At 62.3% G+C, this 17,480-nt stretch carries 14 protein-coding genes; 8 read left to right on the top strand and 6 right to left on the bottom strand.

All coding sequences use genetic code 11. From position 1 onward, the window contains the following. The first annotated feature begins 44 nt into the window (after positions 1–44). Positions 45–1,223: a glycosyltransferase family 1 protein gene (locus SAZ10_RS13840; protein WP_318609824.1), complete on the top strand. Its 1,179-nt coding sequence runs from the start codon at positions 45–47 to the stop codon at positions 1,221–1,223. Here the strand turns inward: SAZ10_RS13840 and SAZ10_RS13835 are convergent. From SAZ10_RS13835 to tpiA, 4 genes are all read right to left on the bottom strand, one after another. Beyond that, positions 1,198–2,826 carry a CTP synthase gene (locus tag SAZ10_RS13835; RefSeq protein WP_318609823.1) on the bottom strand — a complete coding sequence of 543 codons (1,629 nt, stop codon included), beginning with the start codon at positions 2,824–2,826 and terminating at the stop codon, positions 1,198–1,200. The genes SAZ10_RS13840 and SAZ10_RS13835 overlap by 26 nt on opposite strands. Before the next feature lie 151 nt (positions 2,827–2,977). Next, complete coding sequence (locus SAZ10_RS13830; protein WP_318609822.1) at positions 2,978–4,024, bottom strand: L,D-transpeptidase; 1,047 nt, start codon at positions 4,022–4,024, stop codon at positions 2,978–2,980. Between the two features lie 253 nt (positions 4,025–4,277). Beyond that, entirely contained in the window at positions 4,278–4,727 is a 450-nt protein-coding gene (gene secG, locus SAZ10_RS13825) for a preprotein translocase subunit SecG (protein ID WP_318609821.1), read from the bottom strand. 150 nt (positions 4,728–4,877) lie between these two features. Beyond that, complete coding sequence (gene tpiA, locus SAZ10_RS13820; RefSeq protein WP_318609820.1) at positions 4,878–5,642, bottom strand: triose-phosphate isomerase; 765 nt, start codon at positions 5,640–5,642, stop codon at positions 4,878–4,880. 167 nt (positions 5,643–5,809) lie between these two features. On the opposite strand from tpiA, the gene SAZ10_RS13815 reads away from it, so the two are divergent. Genes SAZ10_RS13815 through glp form a run of 5 tightly spaced genes read left to right on the top strand, consistent with a single transcriptional unit; the run spans position 5,810 to position 11,244 of the window. Then, complete coding sequence (locus SAZ10_RS13815; protein WP_318609819.1) at positions 5,810–7,699, top strand: SurA N-terminal domain-containing protein; 1,890 nt, start codon at positions 5,810–5,812, stop codon at positions 7,697–7,699. Positions 7,700–7,708: 9 nt separating this feature from the next. Beyond that, positions 7,709–8,719, top strand: a complete 1,011-nt coding sequence (trpD, locus tag SAZ10_RS13810; RefSeq protein ID WP_318609818.1) for an anthranilate phosphoribosyltransferase — start codon at positions 7,709–7,711, stop codon at positions 8,717–8,719. A 7-nt stretch (positions 8,720–8,726) separates the two neighbouring features. Then, the gene (gene trpC, locus SAZ10_RS13805; protein ID WP_318609817.1) at positions 8,727–9,554 is read left to right on the top strand and encodes an indole-3-glycerol phosphate synthase TrpC; all 828 of its coding nucleotides are present in this window, start codon (positions 8,727–8,729) and stop codon (positions 9,552–9,554) included. Next, the gene (gene moaC / locus SAZ10_RS13800; RefSeq protein ID WP_318609816.1) at positions 9,547–10,038 is read left to right on the top strand and encodes a cyclic pyranopterin monophosphate synthase MoaC; all 492 of its coding nucleotides are present in this window, start codon (positions 9,547–9,549) and stop codon (positions 10,036–10,038) included. The genes trpC and moaC overlap by 8 nt, the downstream gene beginning before the upstream one ends. A gap of 3 nt (positions 10,039–10,041) precedes the next feature. Beyond that, positions 10,042–11,244 (top strand): gephyrin-like molybdotransferase Glp, encoded by a 1,203-nt coding sequence (glp, locus tag SAZ10_RS13795; protein ID WP_318609815.1) that lies wholly within the window; start codon positions 10,042–10,044, stop codon positions 11,242–11,244. Positions 11,245–11,407: 163 nt separating this feature from the next. Here glp and SAZ10_RS13790 read toward each other — a convergent pair whose 3' ends face one another. Further along, entirely contained in the window at positions 11,408–12,352 is a 945-nt protein-coding gene (locus SAZ10_RS13790) for a hypothetical protein (protein ID WP_318609814.1), read from the bottom strand. A 297-nt stretch (positions 12,353–12,649) separates the two neighbouring features. Here SAZ10_RS13790 and lexA point away from each other — a divergent pair, with 297 nt between their 5' ends. Further along, positions 12,650–13,366, top strand: coding sequence for a transcriptional repressor LexA (lexA, locus tag SAZ10_RS13785; RefSeq protein WP_318609813.1), 717 nt, complete (start codon positions 12,650–12,652; stop codon positions 13,364–13,366). Here lexA and SAZ10_RS13780 read toward each other — a convergent pair. Then, positions 13,323–15,701: a ComEC/Rec2 family competence protein gene (locus SAZ10_RS13780; RefSeq protein ID WP_318609812.1), complete on the bottom strand. Its 2,379-nt coding sequence runs from the start codon at positions 15,699–15,701 to the stop codon at positions 13,323–13,325. The two genes, lexA and SAZ10_RS13780, sit on opposite strands and share 44 nt — an antisense overlap. Positions 15,702–15,973: 272 nt before the next feature. Between SAZ10_RS13780 and gltX the strand changes: the two genes are divergently transcribed. Continuing rightward, positions 15,974–17,398, top strand: coding sequence for a glutamate--tRNA ligase (gltX, locus tag SAZ10_RS13775; protein WP_318609811.1), 1,425 nt, complete (start codon positions 15,974–15,976; stop codon positions 17,396–17,398). Positions 17,399–17,480 lie beyond the last annotated feature (82 nt).

Here is a 17,480-nt window from a genome sequence, read left to right as displayed (position 1 = left end):
GCAGCGATAGCGGCGCTATCATCTGCCTGTCACGAGAATCGTCGATGAACCCCGCGAATCCGCCCGCATGCGGCGGAAACAGGGCTCGACAGATGCGCGGGAAGCCGGCGATCACGGCAGCAATCGAGGCAGAGCAGCCTTCAGCCAAAAGCGAAGCTGGCGCGGACTCGCAGCACAGCGACGTCCGTCGCATCCTGCTGGTCACCGACGCCTGGCACCCGCAGGTAAACGGCGTGGTGCGCACGCTGGAGCGCCTTTCCGAAAAGCTTCCCACAATGGGTGTCGAGGCGGTCTTCCTGACGCCGGCCGGTTTTCGCAGCCTCGCGATGCCCACCTATCCGGAGATACGGCTTGCATTGACGACGCCCGGAGAGGTCCGCCGACAAATAAAGGCCGCTGCCGCCGACCACGTTCATATCGTGACGGAGGGTCCGCTTGGGCTCATGGCGCGCTGGGCCTGTCTGAAGGAAGGTCACCACTTCACGACGAGTTACCATACACGCTTCCCCGAATATCTGCGGGCGCGCTTGCCCCTTCCCGAGAGCTGGACCTACGCGTGGATGCGCCGTTTCCATAATGCCGCGGCCGCGACACTTGTCGCTACTCCCTCGCTGGCGACCGAACTTGCCGGCAAGGGCTTCACGAAGCTGAGGCCATGGACTCGCGGGGTCGACACCGAGCTTTTCAACCCAGACCGGAGCGGGGATCTTGGTTTGCCGCGACCGATATTTCTCTATGTCGGCCGTGTCGCGGTCGAGAAGAACATCGGCGCCTTCCTCGGGCTCGACCTGCCGGGCAGCAAGGTCGTGGTCGGCGACGGTCCAGCGATGGCGCAGCTCAAGGCGCGTCATACCGACGCGCATTTTCTCGGCGAGCGCACCGGGCTGGAGCTAGCCCGCATCTATGCGTCGTCCGACGTGTTCGTCTTCCCGAGCCGCACCGACACGTTCGGCATTGTGCTGCTGGAAGCTCTGGCAAGCGGGCTGCCGATTGCGGCCTACCCAGTCACCGGCCCGATCGACATCGTCGGCGACGGGACGGCAGGCGTGCTGTCGGAGGATCTCGGGGCCGCGGCGCAGGCGGCACTCACCGTCGATCGACAGCATGCGAGGGAGAAGGCGCTAGGCTATAGCTGGAAAGCCTGCGCCGAGATGTTCGTCGGTCACGTCCGAGATGTTCATGGCAAGCACGAGCAAGCTATACCAGCCGGCTCTGCTCCATAGCCGCGCCGATGAAGCTCGCAAACAGCGGATGCGGTTCGAAGGGGCGGCTCTTCAGTTCGGGGTGATATTGCACGCCGATGAACCAAGGGTGGTCGGGATACTCGACCGTCTCGGGCAGCACGCCGTCCGGCGACATGCCGGCAAAAAGCAGTCCGCATTCCTCCAACCGCGCCTTGTAGTCGATATTGACCTCGTAGCGATGGCGGTGGCGCTCTGAAATCAGCGTGTTGCCGTAGATTTCCGCAATCTTGGAATGCTTTGTCAGCTCGGCCGGATAGGCGCCGAGCCGCATGGTGCCGCCAAGATCGCCCGCCGCCCTTCGCTTCTCCAGCATGTTGCCCTTCAGCCATTCGGTCATCAGGCCAACAACAGGCTCCTTGGTGGGGCCGAACTCGGTCGACGAAGCATTCTCTATTCCGGCAAGCGATCGGGCGGCTTCGATACAGGCCATCTGCATGCCGAAGCAAATGCCGAAATAGGGCACCTTGCGCTCGCGCGCGAACTTCGCGGCAAGGATCTTGCCTTCCGAGCCGCGCTCGCCGAAGCCGCCCGGCACGAGTATGCCGTGCACCTTTTCCAGGAAGGGCGCCGGATCTTCCTGCTCGAATATCTCGCTTTCGATCCAGTCGAGCTTGACGCGCACCCTGTTGGCCATGCCGCCATGGGAGAGTGCCTCGATCAGCGACTTGTAGGCGTCCTTGAGGCCGGTGTACTTGCCGACCACCGCGATCGTCACCTCGCCTTCCGGGTTGTGGATGCGGTTCGAGACCTCCTGCCAGCGTTCCATGCGGGGCTTCGGCGCAGGGTCAATGCCGAATGCAGCGAGCACCTCCGAATCCAGCCCCTCCTTATGATAGGCCATCGGCACGTCATAGATGTGCGGCACGTCGAGGGCCTGGATGACGGCGCTCTCACGCACGTTGCAGAACAGCGAGAGCTTTCTACGCTCCTCCTTCGGGATGATCCGATCCGCACGTACCAGAAGGATGTCCGGTGCAATGCCGATCGAGCGCAATTCCTTGACGGAGTGCTGGGTCGGCTTGGTCTTTAGCTCGCCGGCGGTCGGGATGTACGGCATAAGCGTCAGATGCACGTAAACGGCGTTGTTGCGCGGCAGATCGTTGCCGAGCTGGCGGATTGCCTCGAGGAAAGGCATCGCCTCGATATCACCGACCGTGCCGCCAATCTCGCAAATGACGAAATCGTACTCCTCATTGCCCGACAGGACGAAATTCTTGATCTCGTCGGTGACGTGCGGGATCACCTGAACCGTCGCGCCGAGATAGTCGCCGCGTCGCTCCTTCTCGATGATGTTCTTGTAGATCCGGCCTGTGGTGATGTTGTCTTCCTGGTTCGCAGAGCGACCCGTGAAGCGTTCGTAGTGGCCGAGGTCGAGATCCGTCTCGGCTCCGTCGTCGGTCACGAACACCTCGCCATGCTGGTAAGGCGACATCGTGCCAGGGTCTACGTTGAGATATGGGTCGAGCTTGCGCAGGCGCACGCGGTAGCCACGCGCCTGCAAGAGGGCACCGAGTGCCGCTGCAGCTATGCCTTTTCCAAGGGAAGAAACCACGCCGCCGGTAATGAATACATATCGCGCCATGGGAACCAAGCCATAACTCCGGCCAAGTGATTCCGCCAGCGGAAAATCACGGCCAACACTTTCCTGCACTGCGGCCAGTCGTCCTAGGGCCCAGCCGCCCAATGAAAAAGGGCCGGCGCCGCCGGCCCCTTCGAGAATTTTCGCGTGATCGCTAGAGTACGACGACGGGCGTGCCGAGCTTAACGCGGCGATAGAGATCCATCACGTGATCGTTGATCATGCGGAAGCAGCCATTCGACGCTGCGGAGCCGATGGATTGCGGCTGGTTCGTCCCGTGAATGCGCAGGTGCGTGTCCTGCTTACCCTGGTAGAGATAGATCGCACGGGCGCCCAGCGGATTGTCCGGCCCACCGTCCATGCCGTCCTTGTACTGGCCATATTTCTTAGGCTCGCGCTGCTGCATTTCCTTCGTCGGAATCCAGCGCGGCCATTCCTGCTTGTCGCCGACCGTCACGCTGCCCTTGAACTGCAGCCCTTCCCGGCCGACCGCGATCGCATACCGGCGGGCCGTCGAGCGATCCTCGATGAGGTAGAGAAACTTCGCGCTCGTATCGATGACGATAGTGCCCGGGGCATAGCCGGGGAATTCGACTTCCTGCGGCTCGAATTCCGCTCTCACCTTGAACTTCTTCCTGGTCTGCCGCTCCTCGAGGACCGAGTCCAGAGCACGGGTTTCCGGCAGCATCTCGGCTCGAGAAGTCCCGCCGAAAAGGCTTGCGAAGATGTCCGGCTTTCTGTCCAGGTTCTCGCTCCGCAACTCGCCCTTGTTACCGGTGATCGAGACCTGGATCGGCTGGGGCTGCTGAGTTTCCGGCTCTGCCTTGGTTTTGGCGACAGTCGCCACAAGCTTCGCCTTTTCCTTGCCGTCCTCCTTCGAGGGGGCTTGCTTGAGGCCGCCGCCGAACAATGCCGCGAACAGTCCCCGCGGCTTCTCTTCTTCCTTGGCCTCTTCAACGCCCGCCTTGTTTTTCGCCTTGGCGAGTTTCTTGTTGTTCTTCTTGCTGGCCGACTTGGCCTTCAGCTTCTTCTCCGTTGCCGGATCGGTCTTTGAGGTCGCGGCTTCAAGCGCTGCAACGCTTTGGGTTGCGGCTGCGACGACTTCAGTCTTGCCGGTGTCAGCGGTCGTGCCCGCTGCGAAAGCCGGGGCACAGGCGATAGCCGCGCCAATGCCCAGCAGAAGGAGGCTGCGAAATTTCATTTTGATGTTGCCCGAGTGATCGATTTGCACACGGCGGCAAAATCTGCTGATCCGCCAAATCGAAATTGCCGCCGCGTTGCCCTTATAGGCGATCAACAATCGTGCTCACAAGCTGGCCTCGGGCCCAGCAACGGCGATATGCGGTCCTTCGAATGTGTTTTGGATTCAGTGTGTCCGAATGACAACAACCAGCCTCGGCAGGATTGCACGAGGCTGGTTGCGCAGGCCTTGAGAGGCGCCTGAGCGCCCGTAATTATTGGCTGTTCGGGACCGCCGGTGAGGCTGGGGCCGGCGCCGGAGGCGGCGTCGCCGGTTTTGATTCGCCGCTCGGAGACGTCGTCCCGCCATTTTCCGCAGGTGGCGTCGCCTTGTTGTTGCCGCCGAGCTTGTCAAGCACGCCACCGGAGCCGCTGCCATTGCCGGCTGCACCACCGTTCTGTTCTCCGCTCACCGGCGCGCGATCGAGAATGTCGATCGGTCGCTCCCCGTAGCGGGCAAGCAGCGAAAGACCCAGCGAGGTCGCGAAGAAAGCGATCGCGAGTATCCCGGTAGCCCTGGTCAAGGCGTTCGCAGCACCACGGGCCGTCATGAATCCCGAGCCGCCGCCGATGCCCAGCCCACCGCCTTCGGAGCGCTGCAGCAGCACCACGCCGACAAGCGCGACGACGACCATGAGATGGATGACGATAAGGACTGTTTGCATGGAATTCCCGGCAATCACAAGCGTCGCTGACGGGGCTCGACGCCGTTGGAGGCGGCTCCATACACGCGTTTCATAGTATTTCCAAGCCCGTGCTGAGATATGGTGGCACGATCGAGGAATGCAACCTCGGCTGAGAGCCCCTCCTCGCGGTCAGATGGCACGATAGGCATCGGCGATGCCGAGGAAATCGGCCGCCTTCAGGCTCGCCCCACCAATAAGCGCGCCATTGACGTTGGCTACGGCCAGCAAGTCGCGCGCGTTCGCGGGCTTCACTGAGCCGCCATAGAGAATGCGGGTCCTCTCGGCTTCTGCACCGATCAAGCTGCCAAGTTCGTTCCGGATATGCGCATGCGCCTCGGCGACGTCCTCGACAGTCGGCGTGAGTCCAGTGCCGATCGCCCAAACAGGTTCATAGGCAATGACTACGGATTCGTGCGTCGCGCCTTTCGGCACCGAGCCGGCGATCTGCCGCGACAATATGTCAAGCGTGGCACCGATCTCGCGCTCGGCTCTGGTCTCACCGATGCAGACGATGGCCACAAGCCCCGCCCGCCATGCCGCTTCCGCCTTGGAGAGAACGACGGCATCCGTCTCGCCATGGTCGGCGCGCCGCTCGGAATGGCCGACGATCACGAACGACGCGCCGGCATCCTTCAGCATCTCGGCCGACACATCCCCCGTATGCGCGCCCGATTCCTTCCAATGGCAATCCTGACCGCCGCTGCGCACCGGCGTCCGCGACAACACTTCCGAGGCGCGCGACAGGAGGGTCGCGGGCACGCAGATCAGCGCGTCGGCCTCGGCTTCGAGTTCTCCGGTGAAGCCTCGGCCTATGGCCAGCAGCTCGTCGAGCGAACTGCCCGTGCCGTTCATTTTCCAGTTACCGGCGACGAGTGGACGAATGGCAATAGACATTATCAAGCTTCCTCCCTAACGCGCGGAACATCGGGTTCACTATCAAAATCAGGGCACAAAGCAATCGACAGCAGGCTAGACCCGGGCAAATAAGGGCGCTATTGCCCAACCAACATCAGGCAGGCGCGCCCTTGTAACCAAAGAAAGGCGCGCGATCGGAACTGGATATGCTCGACGCACTACGCACGGCCGCGGGAACCTGGGTTGCCAAGCTGCTTCTTTTCATGCTCGTCGTGAGCTTCGCGATCTGGGGCATTTCCGGACGCATGATCACAGGTTTCGGATCGCCGCATGTGATCGAAGCCGGCGGCACGGCGGTTTCGATGAAGGACTACCGCCTCGCCTACGATCGCCAGATGCAGATTCTCTCGCAGCAGTTCGGGACTCGACTGACGCGCGAACAGGCAAAGGCACTCGGGCTCGACCAGCAAGTGCTAGGGCAGCTCACCGCCGGCGCGGTGCTCGACGAGCAGGCGCGCAAGCTCGGTCTCGGCGTCTCCAAGGATCGGCTGGCTGAGCTTGCTCGCCAGGATCCGGCCTTCAGGGGTCCCGACGGCAAGTTCGACCGGCAGCAGTTCGAGGAGATGATCAGGCGAGCCGGCATGAATGCCGAGGACTATCTGAAAACCCGCAAGCAGGCTGCCGTGCGCCAGCAGATCCTCGAGGCGATTTCCGACGGGCTGAAAGCGCCGGCTACCTTCCTCCGCGCAGTGGCGCTGTACCGCGGCGAAAACCGAACTGTCGATTACGTTTCGGTTCCGCGCTCCCTGGTCGAGCCGATCGAGGAACCGGCCGATTCTGCGCTGAAGAGCTGGTTCGAAGCGCACAAGGCCAGCTACGCGGCGCCGGAGTACCGTAAGATCTCCTACATCAGGCTCGACCCTGAATCGATCGCCGACCCCGCCTCTATCAGCGACGAGCAGGTGAAGAAGGATTACGAGCAGCATATTGCCAACTATACGACGCCCGAGAAGCGGACGATCGAGCAGCTGGTTTTCCCGTCCGAGGAAGCCGCGAAGACTGCATATGACTCCACGAAAACCGGCTCGACCTTCGAGGACCTCGTCAAGGGCGCAGGCAAAACCACGGCGGATGTGGAACTTGGCACTTTCACCAAGGAGCAGGTGCCCGACCCGGCGATCGCCGACGCTGCCTTCGCGCTGCAACCGAACCAGGTAAGCGACGTCATCAAGGGCTCGTTCGGGCCGGTGTTGGTGCGTGTCACCGCCGTGACGCCGCAGGTCGTCAAATCGCTCGACCAGGTCAAGGAGGAGATCCGCAAACAGCTCGCGACAAGCGAGGCAAGCCGGATACTGCTCGACGCGCATGATTCCTACGAAGACGCTCGGGCGGGCGGCGCGACACTTGCTGAGGCGGCCGCCAAGCTCAACCTCAAGGTCGTGACCATCGACGCGATAGACAGGCAGGCGCAGCGACCGGACGGTACCATTGTCAACGACATCCCGGAATCGGCCGAGTTGTTGAAGCAGGCCTTCGAGAGCGAGGTCGGCATAGAGAACCCGGCGATCAACATCGGCTCTTCCGGCTACGTCTATTACGAGGTCCAAGGTATTACGCCGGCGCGTGACCGGACCCTCGAAGAGGTCCGTGACAAGGTCGTAGCCGACTGGAAGGCCGCGGAGGCGGAAAAGCGACTGGACGCCAAGATGGCCGACCTGGAGAAGCAGGTGAAGGACGGCGCCGACCTCGACGCGATCGCTGCCGAGCTGAAGCTGGAGAAGCAGACCAAGCGTGGCCTGAAGCGCGAAGCCGATGACGCCGACTTCGGCAGGCAGGGTGTGGCCGCAGTCTTCGGCGTTGCACAGGGCGGCGCCGGCACGATCCACAACCCTGCTGGAGACGGGCGCATTCTCTTCAAGGTCACCGAAGTCTTCGAGCCTGCCGATGCCGGGCCGGACTCCGTGCCTGAGGAGGCGAGACGGCAATTTGCGGCAGGACTGTCGGAAGACCTGCTCGACCAGCTCGTGGCTCAGTTGCAGACCCAATATGAGGTGACGGTCAACCAGAGCGCCATCCAGCAGTCGTTGGCCTTCTGACGAGGGGACATGAGCGAGCTCAAGGCGCATATTGCAAAGGTTGCTACCGGCAAGCCGCTCAGCTTCGAGGAGGCTCGTGCGGCTTTTGACACGATCATGTCCGGTGAGGCGACACCGAGCCAGATCGGCGCCTTCCTGATGGCCTTGCGCGTGCGCGGCGAGACGGTCGAGGAGATCTCGGGCGCCGTCGCCACGATGCGCGAGAAGATGCTGCGCGTCGAAGCTCCTGACGGTGCGGTCGACATTGTCGGCACGGGGGGGGACGGCTCGCACAGCGTCAACATCTCGACGGCGTCGGCATTCGTGATCGCAGGCTGCGGCGTGCCCGTCGCAAAACACGGCAACCGCGGCCTTTCTTCGCAGACAGGAGCAGCCGACGTGCTGATGGCACTCGGCATAAAAATCGATCTCACACCTGAAGCAATCGGCCGCACGATCCGCGAGGCCGGCATCGGCTTCATGTTCGCCCCCTCGCACCATCCGGCAATGCGCCATGTCGGTCCGACCCGAATCGAGCTCGGCACGCGGACCATTTTCAACTTGTTAGGCCCCCTCTCCAACCCCGCCGGCGTAAAGAGACAGATGGTCGGCGTCTTCGCAGCGGAATGGGTAGAACCACTTGCCAAGACGTTACAGGCACTGGATGCCGAGAAGGTCTGGGTTGTGCATGGCGACGGGTTTGACGAAATCACGACGACGGGCGAAACGAAAGTATCGCAGCTCGTGGACGGTTCGGTGACGACGTTCTCGATCACGCCGGAATCGGTCGGATTTCCCCGGTATCGGCGCGAGGACCTGCGCGGCGGCGACGCAGCCTTCAACGCGCGCGCCTTGCGGAACCTGCTCGAGGGTGCCCCAGGCGCCTATCGGGATACGGTGCTGATGAATGCCGGTGCGGGTCTCGTCGTCGCCGGAAAGGCGGATTCACTGGCGGATGGAGTCGTGCTCGCGGCACGCTCCATCGACGAAGGACGCGCCGAGGGCGTTCTCGACGCGCTGATACGCACATCCAACGACTAGGCAGATCATGGCCGACATTTTGAAGAGGATCGAGGCCTACAAGCGCGAAGAGATTGCCGCTGCGAAGTCGCGCGTGCCGTTCGACGAGCTAAAGGTGCGGGCGCGAGATGCGGAGCCGCCACGCGGCTTTCTCGTCGCCTTGCAGGCAAAGCGCGCGAAAGGTGTTTTCGGCCTCATTGCAGAGATCAAGAAGGCCAGCCCATCCAAAGGTCTGATCCGTGCGGATTTCGATCCGCCGGCGCTTGCTCGCGCCTATGAAGCCGGTGGCGCCGCTTGCTTGTCGGTCCTCACTGACACGCCATCCTTCCAAGGCACGCCGGAATTCCTGACAAACGCACGTTCGGCGACGAAGCTGCCGGCTCTGCGCAAGGATTTCATGTTCGAGCCCTACCAGGTTTACGAGGCACGTGCCTGGGGCGCTGACGCCATACTGATCATCATGGCAAGTCTTTCCGACGACGAAGCGCTGACGCTCGAAGACGCTGCCTTCGAGCTGGGAATGGACGCGCTAATCGAAGTGCATGACGAGGCGGAGCTGGAGCGCTCGCTCCGGCTGAGATCCCCTCTCCTCGGCATCAATAATCGCGATCTGAGAACCTTCGCGACGTCACTGGAAACGTCGGAACGGCTTGCCGCCTTCGCTCCGGAGGACCGTCTCCTCGTCTCGGAGAGCGGCATCTTTGCCAATGAGGACTGCATCCGGCTTCACCAGCACGGCGTCGACGCCTTTCTGGTCGGCGAGAGCCTGATGCGACAGGCGGACGTCGAGACAGCGACTCGCACCCTGCTCTTCGGCGCCGGTGCGCAGCAACCTGCAGCGCGCCGCCATGGCTGAGGCAGACCGGCTCACCCATATTGGCGCCGCAGGTGAGGCGCATATGGTAGATGTGGGCGCAAAGGCCGAGACGGAGCGCGTTGCTATTGCCGAGGGCACAGTCATCATGCTGCCGGCCACGCTCGAGACGATCCTCGCCGGCGACGCCAAGAAGGGCGATGTGCTGGGCGCGGCCCGTATTGCCGGCATCATGGCGGCAAAGAGAACACACGAACTGATTCCTCTCTGCCATCCTCTGCTTCTCACCAAGGTCGCGGTCGACATTGAGCCGGATCGGTCGCTGCCGGGGCTGCGCGTGCGCGCGCAGGCGCGGGTCACCGGCAAGACCGGTGTCGAGATGGAGGCATTGACGGCAGCTTCGGTTGCCTGCCTGACGATCTATGACATGGCGAAGGCCATCGACCGTGGCATGGTCATTTCCGGCATCAGACTGCTCGAGAAGACCGGCGGAAAATCAGGCGATTTCCGCGCCGGCGAAGGATAGGCAATGGGATTGCTGTCCGTCGAGGAAGCGCTCGGCAAGCTGCTCTTCGGCGCGGCACCGAGTGGCGTGGAAACGGTTTCGATCTCCGAATGCGCGGATCGCGTGCTGGCCGAGCCGCTGAAAGCGCTTCGCACGCACCCCCCCTTCCCGGCTTCGGCGATGGATGGCTATGCGGTTCACGCGGCCGATCTCTCGCCGGGCGCGAAGCTCGCGGTCATTGGCACTGCTCCCGCCGGTGCTCCTTTCGAAGGGGGGATCAGAACCGGTCAGGCCGTACGGATCTTCACGGGCGCGCCGGTGCCCGATGGAGCCGATACCATACTGATCCAGGAAAATGCCAAGCGCCTGGACGAACGTACTATCGAGGTATTGGAGACGGTCTCTGCCGGGCGCCATATTCGCCGGGCTGGTCTCGATTTTGTCGAGGGTGACACGCTGCTGGACCGCGGCCGAGTACTTGATGCGGCAGCCCTTTCCTTGGCGGCCGCGGCCAATCATGGCAGCCTGCGAGTCTTCCGGCGTCCCTTGGTCGCCATCATTGCCACTGGCGACGAACTGCTGCCGCCGGGGAGTGAGCTTGGGCCCGGTCAGATCGTCGCATCGAACAGCTACGGCACTGCCGCGATCGCTCGCGCCGCCGGCGCGGCTGTCCTCGACCTCGGCATCGTGCCGGACCGCCACGACGAGATCGCCGCCCGGGTCGAGCAAGCACAGGCGGCCAAAGCCGATATAGTCGTCACCCTGGGCGGCGCATCGGTCGGCGATCACGACCTTGTCAATCAGGTGCTGACGGCCCAGGGTATGACGCTCGAGTTCTGGAGGATTGCCATGCGTCCAGGCAAGCCGCTGATGTTCGGCAGGCTCGGCCGGACGAGCATCATGGGGCTGCCGGGCAACCCCGTATCGAGTCTCATCTGCGCGCACATCTTCCTGAAGCCGCTCGTTGCAAAGCTGGCGGGCCGGCCGGCCGATGCAGACATCCGCGAGGCAGTGCTCGGCAGCGCCATGGCGGACAACGATCAACGCCAGGACTATGTACGCGCCTCGGTTTCATCCGGTCCCGGCGGTCTTGTGGCTTCACCTTTCAGCGCCCAGGATTCCTCGATGCTGAGAGTTCTTGCCGATGCCAACGGGCTTATCATCCGCCCTCCCGGCGCACCGGCAGCACCGGCCGGAACCATCGTTCCGGTGTTGATGCTACGCTGACATTATTTGAAAGAGAAATTCTGGAAAAGCTTGTCCGGTCATAGACGAATGGGCTTTCGCCTCAGCACGATCACGCCATCCCGAGGATCAGGTGAGGAGCCGACCTTGCGAACAGACGGCGCGCCGGGGAAGCGATGCTGGACAGGCGTCCATCTCGACTTGGCTATTTTATATCGCCGGCGAAATAATTGTACGATCCTCCGGCGGACAGCGAGATGCCAAGTCCTCCACCCGCAATGATGGCGAATCCTTTGGCACTCTCACCGATATCACCGGGAAACACAGCCCCTGTCGCAAGTCGGCCGACCCAATTGCCGGAGGCAGGCAGGCCAAAAAACAAAAGCCAAGCGCCGTACCCGCCGACGAAGACATTGGCGCTCAAGAAGTGAGTCAGGCATCCACCAAAAAAGGAGGTCGACATAAGTTTCGTCCTCGCCTTCGCAACGCAAATGCCCCGTGTTCCTGCCGGCAAGTCGCCGATGGAGAAGCCGCTATTGTCGGCAAGAAACTTCACCACCTTCGCGGCGATCGAGTTGCCCTGCAGGCCTGGAAGTCCTCCGGACAAACCCGCCGAGAATCCAGCGATCCACATGTTGCCCTGAACTCTCTCTCGACCAAGTGGTGTTCCGAGGTGTTCGAACACGATGGGGCCAGTAAATGCGCCCCCTCCAATCGGGGCAGCTACACTGACTCCGGTTAGGCTAAGATTGGTTACATACCAATCATCGAACTCCTCGATCGGGACTGGTTTTGGCGCAGGATTCGGCGGGATAGGGGCCGGACTGCCGCCGGACGCCAGCAGGTTCAACTGCTTGAGCGTGTTCATGTTCGGATCGACAACGCCGTCGATGTTCTGAAAGATGCCACTGCTCTTCCAGAAGACCTGAAAGTCCCAGATCGCATCTGCAAGAACTTGTGGGCAGAATTTATTCGGCCCCGCAAGCGGCGGAGCAACGGTAATTCCGCTGAGGATCAGCCCCTTTTTTCCGCCCTTGTCAGTCGGGATCGACCAGAGGAGATCAATGATCTTCTGCTGATCCCGCTGATTGTTCGTCACATTCTGCTTGCGCCACCTCAGGCCGACCGGCCCATCCAGCGTGACAGGCATGCCCCCCTCCTGCAACGGGAATGCTCACTGTATCAGCTTTGAGTATGCTGTCCATCCGCTGCGCCCGCCCCCCGAAGACCGGGATTGCGCTGGCAGTTCGAGAGCAGCACTTGCAAGGATGGATGGTCTGACGCTCTGGAAGGTTGCAGACACCAGCCTTGCAATAGAGCTTCGTTGACCGGATACAGCAAACGTCCCCTTTACGGATTCATTAAAATTTAAACGGTTGCGGAACACAACTGGAACATATAGTGATTGTTCTGGTTTTGTTTTCGCTTCTGATTCTCGGGGCCGCCAATGCTGACGCGCAAGCAACACGAACTGCTTCTGTTCATTCACGAGCGGCTCAAGGAGGCCGGCATCCCTCCGTCCTTCGACGAGATGAAAGAGGCTCTCGACCTTGCCTCGAAATCCGGCATTCACCGGTTGATCACTGCACTCGAGGAGCGCGGGTTCATTCGCCGGCTTCCCAATCGGGCCAGGGCGCTGGAGGTATTGAGGCTCCCGGACTCGATCGCACCCGGCCTCGCGCCGGCGCGCAACAAGTTCTCGCCGAGTGTCATCGAAGGCAGTCTCGGCCGCAAGCCTGAGCCGGTGCGCCAGCGCATCGCCAGCAATGACGACGAAGGGGGCGGCGTTTCCATTCCGGTGATGGGCCGCATTGCGGCGGGCGTGCCGATCGAAGCCATTCAGCACAAGACCCACTCGATCTCGGTTCCACCGGAGATGATCTCCGGCGGCGAGCACTACGCGCTGGAGATCAAGGGCGATTCGATGATCGAGGCCGGGATTTTCGACGGCGATACCGTCATCATCCGCAACACCAGCACGGCCAATCCAGGTGATATCGTAGTTGCGCTGGTCGACGACGAGGAAGCGACTCTCAAGCGCTTCCGCCGCAAAGGTGCCTCGATCGCGCTCGAAGCCGCCAACCCAGCCTACGAGACGCGGATCTTCGGGCCTGACCGGGTCAAGGTGCAGGGCCGGCTGGTCGGGCTGATCCGCCGCTACTGAGCGATGCGGCCGGATCATCGGCTGCTTCATTGTCGATTCTAAGAGAGGCTGGGACCGTATTGGCTGTCGTCGCTTTCGGTTGCGCAGCGGCCTCGGTCGGCTTCTGCCGCTCATATGGCGCCAGCCCCCGCGCCTCGCGCGCGAAGGCCCGATGGGTATGCCAGGGCCGGTACGGCTTGCTGATCGCAAAATCGATTTCCGCGGACATTTGACCGGCGCGCCTCTGAAAACTTACTGACGCGCTGCCTCGCCGGGCGAGATCGCGCTTGGTGAGCACGGTTGGGCCGGCTTCTAGGCACGGGTTTTCTGCTGTAGCGTCGTCGATGACGATCAGCTGAGCGATCGCGCAAAACGGCAGTGCCTCGGCAGCGGTTGAAACATGGACGATCTGCGCCGCACTGACCGAATAGGCGACGCAGACATTTCCTGCGCAATTGAAAGCTTCCTCGCCGGTTTCGGCGAGCTGGCGAGGATCCTCGATCGCCACGTTCTTCGGCTTGGTGAGAACCTCGCTCCCAAGGGCACGCTGCCAGTCCTCGATCGTGAAGCCGTTCGGGCGCATTCGGTTGACAGCCAGCGCGCCATCGTCGGTACGGATTGTCAGCAGCCGCGCATCTTCCGAGATCAAAGCTTCGGGCAAACTGCGTTCCATGATGATCGCCAGGCCGGCGAATGTCAGGGGCACGGCAACGAGCCTGAGCCAAGTTGTCGACACCGTCGCGGCGATCAGCGCCGCAGTGAGCACGGCGACTGCGCTTGCCGGAACAAGCCCTACCCCGTCGATGGGCGACACGTCGGAGATCCATTCGGCAATCACGATCATGGCGGTCAGTCCCTTGCCCATCACTAGAAAGGCCCACTTGTCGAGACCGAACGGCATCAAAATCATGCCGAACACGGCGAAGGGCATGACGATCGCGGACACGATCGGCATGGCCGCAAGATTGGCCACCACGCTGAGCGGCGAAACGCGTTGGAAGTGGTAAGCACCGTATACTGCCGTCGCCGTCCCTGCGACCAGCGATGTGGCGGCCAGTCCTACGGCATGACCGATGATCTTTGTCAGGCCACTCCGGAGCAGGCCTTGGTCCGAACGAATTGCTGGCGGACCGCGTCGTCTTTCAGACCAGGAAGTATAGGCACCGATCAGCGCGGCGGTTGCAGCGAAGGACATTTGGAAACTGGGCCCGGCGACTTCGTGCGGCGAGACAGCGATGATGACGATCGCAGAGATGGCGAGATTGCGCATGCTGAGCGCCGCACGATCGAAGATCACCGCGACAAGCATGATGCCGATCATCAGGAAGCTGCGTTCCGCCGCAACGGAGAAGCCTGAAATGAAGAGATAGATGCCGAGCGCTAGAATGGCTGCGCCGGCAGCGTATTTCTTCACGGGCCGCCGCGATGCAAAGGACGGAAACAGCGCGAAGCCGGCACGAAGCGCTGTCATGATCGTTCCAGCCACGATCGCCATATGCAGGCCGGATATTGACAGCACGTGCGCGAGACCCGTTCGCCGCAGTGCCTCGTTCACATCGTCGGGAATCCCCGCACGCACGCCAGCGATCAGAGCGGCCGCAATCTCACCCTCCGCCTCGCCGTCAATTGCCGTCCGGATTCGGTCGCCCAGACCAGCACGCAAATTTTCTACAAGTGCGAAGAACCGTGTGGCCATGTCGGCGGGCGGAGACTCGGCGACCCGCTGCGGTGGTCTGAAGAAAAAGCCGTTGGCGCCGATCCCGTTGAAATAATTGGCGAAAGAGAAATCGTAGCCGCCCGGCCGCGTTGGACCAGCCGGCGGCACAAGCCGCGCAACTCCTACGACGGTTTCACCCACCCGAAGGCCGGCGGGTATCGACTGCGCTGAGACGCGCACTCGCTCCGGCACGTATTTCAGCTTCGGCCGCTCGGTGGCAAGAACGTCCACCGTCAGGCGGATGCGCCCATTCGCCTGCTGCTCGATCAGCGCCACGCGACCAGTCAGCCTGGTCGAAATCTCGGCCGCGAGAATCCTCGTGCCCGCACGCCAGGTCTCGACTTTCGCGAAGGTCATGCCGAGAGCAAAGCAGAGCAAGGCAGATAATATCAGATGCAGCACAAGACGCGATCGGGCCAGCCACGTGACAAAAGCAATCGCGAGCACGCTCGAACCGAGTTCCGCAAAGCTGGGTTCGCTGTCGATCGAGAAGTAGACCAGCGCGCCCGCCGCGAGGAAAACGGGCGTGAACAGGAAGGTTGTTCCGCGGTCCCATTCGGTCGCAATCGCATTCCGGACGGCGCCACCAAGCCGCGGGACTGCCCCCCACCGCACCATGCGGGCGATCTTCGATCGCACTTCTGCAGTCCGGCCGAACGCCGAACCAGGCGCGGGCGGCAAACTGCCAGCGCGTTCGAGGTTTGCAGGCGGGGCCGGCATGAGCTCCGTCGCAAACCCTGCACGTTCATCGAACGGCACCTTTGGCCGAACCTGGTCGTCCGGGCCCGCCATCCCTCACCCCTTGCGGCACCGAACTTCCATGCTACATGAGCGGCCGGAAAACGCCATGCGCCTGGAAAGGCATGGCGATGCCGGCGTCACGGCTGGCTGCAGCTTACCCAGAGACCTCAATGTCAAAACCCGTCGTCACACGCTTTGCACCTTCGCCAACAGGCTTCCTGCATATTGGCGGGGCACGCACGGCCCTCTTCAACTGGCTCTATGCCCGCCACACGGGCGGCATCATGCTTTTGAGGATCGAGGACACCGACCGCGAGCGTTCTACCGAAGCGGCGACGGCTGCGATCCTTGACGGAATGACGTGGCTCGGCCTGGACTGGGAGGGCGAGGCGATCTCGCAGTTCCAGCGGGCGCCGCGCCATCGTGAGGTTGCCGAGGAACTGGTCCGCATGGGCAAGGCCTATTACTGCTATGCCTCGGCTGCCGAGCTCGAAGAGATGCGGGAGAAGGCGCGCGCCGAGGGTCGACCGCCGCGCTATGACGGCCGCTGGCGCGACCGCGACCTCTCCGAGGCGCCGGCCGGTGTGAAGCCGGCGATCCGCATCAAGGCACCGACCCAAGGCGAGACGGTCGTGAATGACCGCGTGCAAGGCGAAGTGCGTTTCCCCAACAAGGATCTGGACGACTTTATCATCCTGCGCTCGGACGGAACGCCGACCTACATGCACGCCGTGGTCGTCGACGACCATGACATGGGCGTGACGCACATCATCCGCGGCGACGATCATCTTACCAATGCGGCCCGCCAGACGATCATCTACGACGCGATGGGTTGGGAAGTGCCCGTTATGGCGCATGTTCCGATGATCCTCGGAGCTGACGGCGCCAAGCTGTCGAAGCGGCACGGTGCGCTGGGCGTCGATGCCTATCGTGCCATGGGCTATCTGCCGGCCGCGCTCAGGAACCATCTCGCCCGCCTCAGCTGGAGCCACGGCGACGAGGAAATCATGGCGCTCGACGATATGATTCGCTGGTTCGAGATAGAGGACATCAACAAGAGCCCGGCGCGCTTCGATTTCCAGAAGCTCGAGGCGTTGAACGGCGTTTATATGCGACAGACGAGCAGCGACGAGCTGTTCGATATCTTCGTTAAGACGCTGCCCTATCTCGACAACGGTCGGTGGATTCTCGATCGGCTCGACGAGCGGCGCGGTGCGCAGCTCAAAGCGGCATTGGGTGGCCTGAAGGAGCGTGCCAAGACACTGGTCGAGCTCGCCGACGGCGCAGCCTTCCTGTTTGCCGAGCGTCCGTTGCAGCTCGATGAGAAGGCTGCGTCGCTTGTCGCAGGATCGGCGCAGGACGTCCTGAGGGGGGCAAAGGTCGCGCTCGAGAACATCCACGGTGAATGGGATGCGCCATCGACCGAAGCCGTGATTCGCAGTTTTGCGGAGAGCAAGGCTCTCAAACTCGGCAACGTGGCGCAGCCACTACGTGCCGCGCTCACCGGCAGGGCCACTTCGCCGGGCGTCTTCGACGTACTCGCCGTGCTTGGCCGAGAGGAAAGTCTCGGCCGAATTGCCGATCAAATCGGTTAGTAAGCCAGGCTGCCGGAGGCATCGCTAAAATTCATTGAACCCAACCTTGTGCGATGCAACATTACGGTGCGCGTCGCGCTTG

This window comes from Mesorhizobium sp. BAC0120, assembly GCF_033542235.1.
Lineage (GTDB): Bacteria > Pseudomonadota > Alphaproteobacteria > Rhizobiales > Rhizobiaceae > JAWRCU01.
This window is presented reverse-complemented; position numbering and strand designations above follow the sequence as displayed.